The organism is Streptomyces sp. NPDC005266 (genome assembly GCF_040607655.1).
Classification (GTDB): Bacteria; Actinomycetota; Actinomycetes; order Streptomycetales; family Streptomycetaceae; genus Streptomyces.
Genome location: NZ_JBEXHC010000050.1, coordinates 1 through 6,362 on the forward strand (window position 1 = coordinate 1; position 6,362 = coordinate 6,362).

A 6,362-nucleotide genomic window follows, 5' to 3' on the forward strand; every position below is an offset into this window, starting at 1 on the left:
GGGGTGAGGCAGGGGATGTCCGCGAAGAAGACAGCCAGGAAGAGGTCGGCCTCCTGACCACAGCGTCCGCCGCCCCCATGCTCAGGGGGCGGCGGACGCCTGCTCAGGGGGGGCGGGCGCCGTCCGCTGGGGCGGGCACGGCGGGGGTGCTGCCGTTCATCGGCGGGGAGTCGACCGGCTCCTACACCCGCCGTCTGGCGAACCTCAATGGCATCCCGGACGAGGAGTTCTGGCTCATGTTCGGAACGCCACTGCGGCCGGACGGGGTGGTGGGCGATCCGTTGTGCGGTGACGGCTATCTCAACCGGGCCGCACTCGAGCGGCTCTCCGTCATGGCCCACCGCCCCATCCCCCAGTTTCAGAGCGCGCTGCCGAACCTGCGGGTCCACCGGCTGCTGCCGGTGGACGGCGGGCCGGTGTGGGACTGGCCTTGGGATACGACCGGCTGCTTCCTGGTGCGGGTGTGCGAGCTGTGCGCCCGTCTGAAGGGCACCAGTCTGGATGCGTACCTTGCCGGCGACACGACCTGGCAGGTGTGCGCCCGGCACGGCCGATGGCTGAACAACCGCCGCGAACCGGGGTCAGCGGCTATCTCGTTGGCCGCGTTCCCGAGGTCGTCGACGCCCACCGGCTGCGGCTGCTGTTGGAGCGGCGTCTGGGCGCGGGCGGCCGTGCGATGTTCGCGGACGCCTACGCCATCACCTCGTGCTGGTGGAACATCCCTGCTCTCAATTCGCCGGTGTAGCAGGTCCGCAGGCGCGCGCTGGGACGCTCCGGACGCGACGAACTGCGCGTCGCACCCCTGGTGTTCTCCCCCGAGGCGGTCCGCCTCGCCCAAGCGCTGGCGGATCGGGAGCGGCGGCGCCTGCGGCGCACGCTGACCCAGGAGGAGGACCGGGCCTGGCTGGAGCGGGTCGCGCTGCTCCTGGACGAGTGGGGCATCCCGGTGATCGAGGGTCTGGACCTGGTCGGGGTCTGGGCCAGCCGGCACCCCCTCCTGCCTCGGCCGCGCCGCGCGGCCGAGGCCGCGGCGGAACGGCCGGCCTGCGGCCGCTACCGGCGCCTGCCCGTGCACGCCCCGCACACCAGCCAGATGATGGAGGCGACCCTCGGCGATCGGTCCTGTCTGCCCTGGAAGCTCGGCGAGATGATCACCACTGGACTGACCCCCGCACCGGGCGGTTGGGCCCTGGGCACCCGCGCGTGACGCCCTGCCTCTTGGAGGTTGCCAGCGGAGTCGCGCACGCTGTGAAAAAGTCTACCTGATGACGGCACGAGAGTTACATGGCCGGTGAACCAGAGCGGTGTGTTTGCTTACGGCTGGGCCAGGCAACGCCTGCGCCAGCCCGGGTCCGGGCGCGTGTCCGAGATGAACCATTCTCCTCCCCGGCGGCAGGGGACGGTGCACGGCTCAGGACGTCATGTGTCGGTGGCCCTGGCACCGCCATCATCGGTTTGCTGCCATCCGAAGACGTCGGGGTGTTCAACGCCGTCCGTTCAGTAGCCGTACCGGGGCCGCCGAGCACGGACCGCTACCCCGCATCGACTGGGCTGGACCGTCTCGGCGCCACCATCCCGCTACCGCTCCTGCGGCGGAATCTGCGCGGCTTCCTGAGGGCCAAGGCAGTTCCGACCGGCCCTGCCAGGAGAACGTCTCCAGCGACGCCCGACGGGCGGGATCTCTCGTGCTCCAACCGGTGCGGCAGGCGTGTCTTCCAGGAGTGTCGGGCGGTTGAAGGCAGCAAAACGGTGCGAGAGGAGTGCAGATGTCCTACGGGTACGGCGGCGGTCCCGACTGGCCGATGATCCAGGCCAGGCGGCGCGCTGAGCAAGAGGCCAGCTCGGCCAGGCGCGAGGTCGCGGCCCACAGGGCGTCGACAGCCCGATGGAAGACCGCCTTCGAGGCGCTGGCCGACCAGGTGCGGGCGGCGGTGGGCCGGGCAGACGTGGAGCACGGGCCGGACAGCCAGTGCAGCTGCCCCTCCTGCTGGGAGGCTGTCATCACCAGGCTCGCCGAGGAAGCCGAAGGAAGCGGGAGCACCGCCGGTAGCCCCGACGCCGCCGGGGTCACGTTTTCCTTCGGCGACCTCTTCGGCCACCCTGGACCCCAGGGACGCCCCTGAACCAACCGGCCCCTGCTACGCCTTGGAGGCGGGGGTGATGTGCAGGGCGTGCAGGGGCTTCCGGGCGGTGGCGGGCAGGACCTCGAACCACGCCTGTCCGTCGCCCAGGTACCGTTTCACGCGTCTCCAGTAGCGCCAGCCCAGGTCGACGAAACAGTCGATGTCGTCGTCCGTCGTCCCGCGGCCCATGTACTGGCCGTGCACCTCCACTCGGTCCAGCACCTGGCCGGTGCTCTCCAGATGAGCGAGCGCGGCAGTGGCCGCACGACGCAGCGGGCTGTTCGAAGTCCAGCGTTCTTCCACGTGCGCTGCCGCTGCGGCCGAGCGCGAGTGGGCGTCGGGCAGGGGGAACGCCGAGACAGTCGCGGCGCCATCGGTGCACAGGCGGTGCAGGTCGATGCGGACCGGTCGCGGGAGCAGATCGGCGATCGTCTCGTACGGGGGCAGGACGTGATCCCGGGGCGCGCGGCCGGCGGCCGGGTCGGGTGTGATCGCGGCCAGCCGCTGCCGGGCGAGGGCGACCGGCTCGTCCCGCCGCCACAACAGGAGCAGCTCGAAACCCTCCTCTTCGAGGGTTCTGCGTTCCTGGAACTGGAAGCTGACGCCGCGGCGCCGTCCCCGCAATGCCTGCCGCATGGTCACGTAGCTGTCGCTGCCGCTGAAGAGGGCGTTGAGGGATTCCTGCTTCCAGCGCTCGTCGGTGGTGTGCTGCACGACGACGTCGATGTCGCCGACCTCCAGGGCTCCGCGGATGTACGACCCGAACAGGTAGACCTCCTCGACCAGGTTGAGTGGCCAGGTGCCTTGGTCCAGTCGGTCGAGCAACTCGCCCAGCAGCATGGTCGCCCGCTCACGCTTCATATGTGCTGCTCCCGCTCGTCACGGAACCGGTCCCGTACCGGAGGGCCAAACTCACGAACAAGGCCACGGCTCCTCAAGGCATGAGGGATACCGAGGGGCCAGGAAGAAGCACCCGGGCCCTCGGTATGTGATCCTTCAAGCGGCCAGGCCCTGGCCGATACGGAGGGCCTGATCACCTTGGAAGTAAACGTCGATGCCACAGTGTGCCATGCGTACCAGCTCGCCGCCGATGACCGGAATCGGCCTGCCCGAGGCCGTGTCCGGGAAGCTACATTGAGACCATATCCCGACACATGTAAGTGCGCTCGCAGAGAATCCGAGGATGCCCGAGGGGGCAGGCCCATGCGCGAAGCAGCACGCTGTCCCGATGACCTGCCGGGCCGTCTGGCCTTCCTCTGGTTGGAGCTCACCGCAAAGTGCCAGTTGGAGTGCGCGCATTGCTATGCCGACAGTGGCCCCTGGGGTACGCACGGCACGATGACGCGCGAGGACTGGATCCGCGTCATCGATGAGGCCCATGACCTTGGTGTCAGAACCATCCTCTTCATCGGCGGGGAACCGACGCTCCACCCCCACCTTAGGGAACTGATAGAGCGGGCCGCCCGGCCGGGAGTCGACGTGCGGGTCCTCAGCAATCTGGTCCATGTGCCTCATGCCCTGTGGGAGGCGCTGGAGCTGCCTGGCGTGCGGGTTTCTGTCAGTTACTACTCGCACGACGCGGCCGAACACGACGCACTGACGCGGCGCCGGGGCAGTCACGCGCGCACCACGGAGAATCTACGGAAAGCGGCAGAGCGAGGCGTCCAGGTGTCCGCGATGGTGGTCAAACAGAGCGGCGACGACGGAGCCAACGAGATCTCGGCGCTGGCAGCTATCGGTGTCACCAGGCACGCGGTTGATCGCGTGCGTTACCTGGGGAGGGCTGCGGCGGGCTCGACCCCTAATCTATCGGAACTGTGCGGCCAGTGCTCAGGCGCGCTACTCGCAGTCGGCCCAGACGGTATGGCCTTCCCCTGCCCCATGTCGCGGTGGCTGACAGTCGGCAACGTACGCGAGGGCTCGCTCGCGAGCGTTGCCGCCTCAGCCCGCCTGAGTGAGGCGCGGCAGACGATCGCCGGCGCGTTCGACCCAGCGGTGACCGGACGGCCGCCGGTGGAGATACGGGATGAGTGTTTCGGGGCCGATACCGGTGGTGGATGCGGCCCTTGACGCACCGCCGCTGCAGGCCATCACAGCACGCTGCCGGGAAGCGTGGGCACGCGGAACTCCTCGATCTCAGCTTGAAGTTCAGAGACGCGCGCTAACGCACGGCGGGCGTATGGGCGCAAGTGGGAGCTGAATTCCCGAAGTTTGAAAACAATGGTGTCGCAGCGCATGTGGGGCTCCAGCACGAGTACAGGGCGCAGCTGGTTCGCTGCCATTTCGATGTCCCCGTTCAGCAAAGCGGCCGTGGCCAGCGTGACCCGCGCGCTCGGCTCCAGAGCAGCGTCGCGTTGCTGCGGAGGTTTCTGCGAGTAGAGCTCGATGGCGGTGCGGGCGCACCGGGCCGCGTCCTCGGCCCGGCCTAGGACGATCATTCCGTTGGCCTCGTTCTGAAACTGCTTGGCAGCGTCCGCGATGAAAACCCCGCCGACCTCATCGAAGAAATCGTCTCGGGTACGAATGCGTGTGCGGTCGTCAGTGGCAGCGCTGAAGGCGCGCACCGCTGCTGCCTCGTCTCCCATGAGCGCCAAGGCCGTTCCCTCCATACTGTGCAGGCGCTGTTGCGCGGCTGGATTGCCGCGCGCGTAGCCCTGCCCCGACCGTGCGAGCGCCACCGCCTCGTGAGGCCGTCCGTCACGGTACGCGTGCCATGACTGAGCGGACCTGCACCAGGCACGGATGGAGTCATGGCCCGCGAGTTCCGCGTACGCCCAGGCGGCCCGTGTCTGTTCCAAAGCGGCGGCTCGAAGTCCGAAGCTCTGACTGGCCTCGGCCAGCAGACAACAGGTGACCGCGGCAAGGAAGTACAGCTCGCGTGTCTGGCGGGGGTGTTGATGGCCTTCGAGGATGCGGTAGATGCGATCTCTGGTGCGGATCATCTCGGGGAACAGCAGGAGTGGGTCGGTACTGACCAGTTGCCGGGCCAGCCGTCGGGCCTGGTCGTGCAGCCCTTCGAGCGCCGCGGGACCCACGTTGCTCGTCTCGGCCCTGCCGGCGTGTTCGCTCGACTCATACGCTGCCGCCATGATCGCCGCCTCCTCGACAAGTGCGGGCTGTGGCACCAGGAGCATGGGCGTACCGGGCCGCTCATGCATCGACTTGGCGGTGAACATGCGGCGCGAGGACTCGGGAATTGGGTCATTGATCCGCCGCTGGGTACCGCGCAGCTCGAACAGGTCACCGCGGTCCTTGGCCTCCGTCAGGAACTCGGCGGGAAGGTTCTGCCGGTCCAGGCCGTCCAGCAAGTCATCCGGGCGCACGCCATAGACCTGCCCAAGAAGTGCCAGATTTCGCAGGGTTGGGCGTACGCCGCCCAGCGGCCACCGTTCGTACTCGCTGATGCGCTTGCCGCTGACCGGGACTCCCCCCCGGTCAAGGAGCTCGCAGCACCGGGCCGCGGCCTCGTCCTGCGTCATGCCGCAGGCGAAGCGCCATGCCTGTCGGGGCCGGAACTGCCAGCGTCGTGACATCTCGTCGGCGATCTGCCGTGTGGTGCAGCCGAGCTGGCGCATGTGCCGGCACAGCCGGTCACGCTCGGGTTTGCTGCCAGGTCTGCCCTTCAACCGCCCTCACCCCCCGTTTCCTCGAATTCACGGTAGCTGCCATCGAAGATCCACGTAACTCCGCTCCCCCGGCAGGCGGATTATTCACTGGGTTTGCCAGAGAATCCGCTGGTCAGGCAAGTTTGGGGAGCGGATTTTCCTTACCGATCAAGTGGGTTCACTCAATTCACTGGCCCGGCCACTCTGAGAGGGAACAACGCAAGCGATCCACTCGGAATGAGGGACTTCATGACTCACAGCAGGCAAGCCAACAAAAAGCCGGAGAGCATGGCCCGGCACCTGAGCCTGGCCGCGGTTCGGGGCTGGTGCGCAGGAGTGGGGCGCTCGGCGGCGGACTTCGTCCTGCGGCTCCTGCTGGACCGCTAGCACCCGGAACTGCCACACCCGGGCTCCTACGGTTTCACCGTCGTGTTCCTCTCCGCGCTTCCATCACGCCGCGCAGTGCACCCATCGGCTGGCGCTCGGCTCCCCTTTAGGGTGCAACTCCCCCGTGCCGCCGGGGCGTTCCCTTGACCTAATACTCCAGTGTGACTTCGCGATCTTGCTGCGGACCCGGCTGGGAACGGGTACGGCCACCGCGTGATCATCGGTTGGTGTGTGGACAAACGAAGAT

Annotated in this window: 7 protein-coding genes; 5 read left to right on the plus strand and 2 right to left on the minus strand. The window is 68.1% G+C overall.

Annotated features, from left to right (window positions below; all coding sequences use genetic code 11):
* Positions 1-553 precede the first annotated feature (553 nt).
* The 3 genes from ABZU99_RS34735 to ABZU99_RS34745 all read left to right on the plus strand — a co-directional run bounded on the left by ABZU99_RS34735 (position 554) and on the right by ABZU99_RS34745 (position 2,123).
* The gene (locus ABZU99_RS34735) at positions 554-745 is read left to right on the plus strand and encodes a hypothetical protein (RefSeq protein WP_355859283.1); all 192 of its coding nucleotides are present in this window, start codon (positions 554-556) and stop codon (positions 743-745) included.
* 60 nt (positions 746-805) lie between these two features.
* The gene (locus tag ABZU99_RS34740; protein ID WP_355859281.1) at positions 806-1,207 is read left to right on the plus strand and encodes a hypothetical protein; all 402 of its coding nucleotides are present in this window, start codon (positions 806-808) and stop codon (positions 1,205-1,207) included.
* A gap of 559 nt (positions 1,208-1,766) precedes the next feature.
* Positions 1,767-2,123, plus strand: coding sequence for a hypothetical protein (locus tag ABZU99_RS34745; RefSeq protein ID WP_356050496.1), 357 nt, complete (start codon positions 1,767-1,769; stop codon positions 2,121-2,123).
* A gap of 15 nt (positions 2,124-2,138) precedes the next feature.
* Here the strand turns inward: ABZU99_RS34745 and ABZU99_RS34750 are convergent, their stop codons facing one another.
* Positions 2,139-2,984, minus strand: a complete 846-nt coding sequence (locus ABZU99_RS34750; RefSeq protein WP_356050497.1) for a hypothetical protein — start codon at positions 2,982-2,984, stop codon at positions 2,139-2,141.
* A gap of 342 nt (positions 2,985-3,326) precedes the next feature.
* On the opposite strand from ABZU99_RS34750, the gene ABZU99_RS34755 reads away from it, so the two are divergent.
* Positions 3,327-4,193 (plus strand): radical SAM/SPASM domain-containing protein, encoded by an 867-nt coding sequence (locus ABZU99_RS34755; RefSeq protein ID WP_356050498.1) that lies wholly within the window; start codon positions 3,327-3,329, stop codon positions 4,191-4,193.
* A 20-nt stretch (positions 4,194-4,213) separates the two neighbouring features.
* Here the strand turns inward: ABZU99_RS34755 and ABZU99_RS34760 are convergent, their stop codons facing one another.
* The gene (locus ABZU99_RS34760) at positions 4,214-5,698 is read right to left on the minus strand and encodes a helix-turn-helix transcriptional regulator (protein WP_356050499.1); all 1,485 of its coding nucleotides are present in this window, start codon (positions 5,696-5,698) and stop codon (positions 4,214-4,216) included.
* A 279-nt stretch (positions 5,699-5,977) separates the two neighbouring features.
* Between ABZU99_RS34760 and ABZU99_RS34765 the strand changes: the two genes are divergently transcribed.
* The gene (locus tag ABZU99_RS34765; protein ID WP_356050500.1) at positions 5,978-6,115 is read left to right on the plus strand and encodes a hypothetical protein; all 138 of its coding nucleotides are present in this window, start codon (positions 5,978-5,980) and stop codon (positions 6,113-6,115) included.
* The last annotated feature ends 247 nt before the right edge of the window (positions 6,116-6,362 follow it).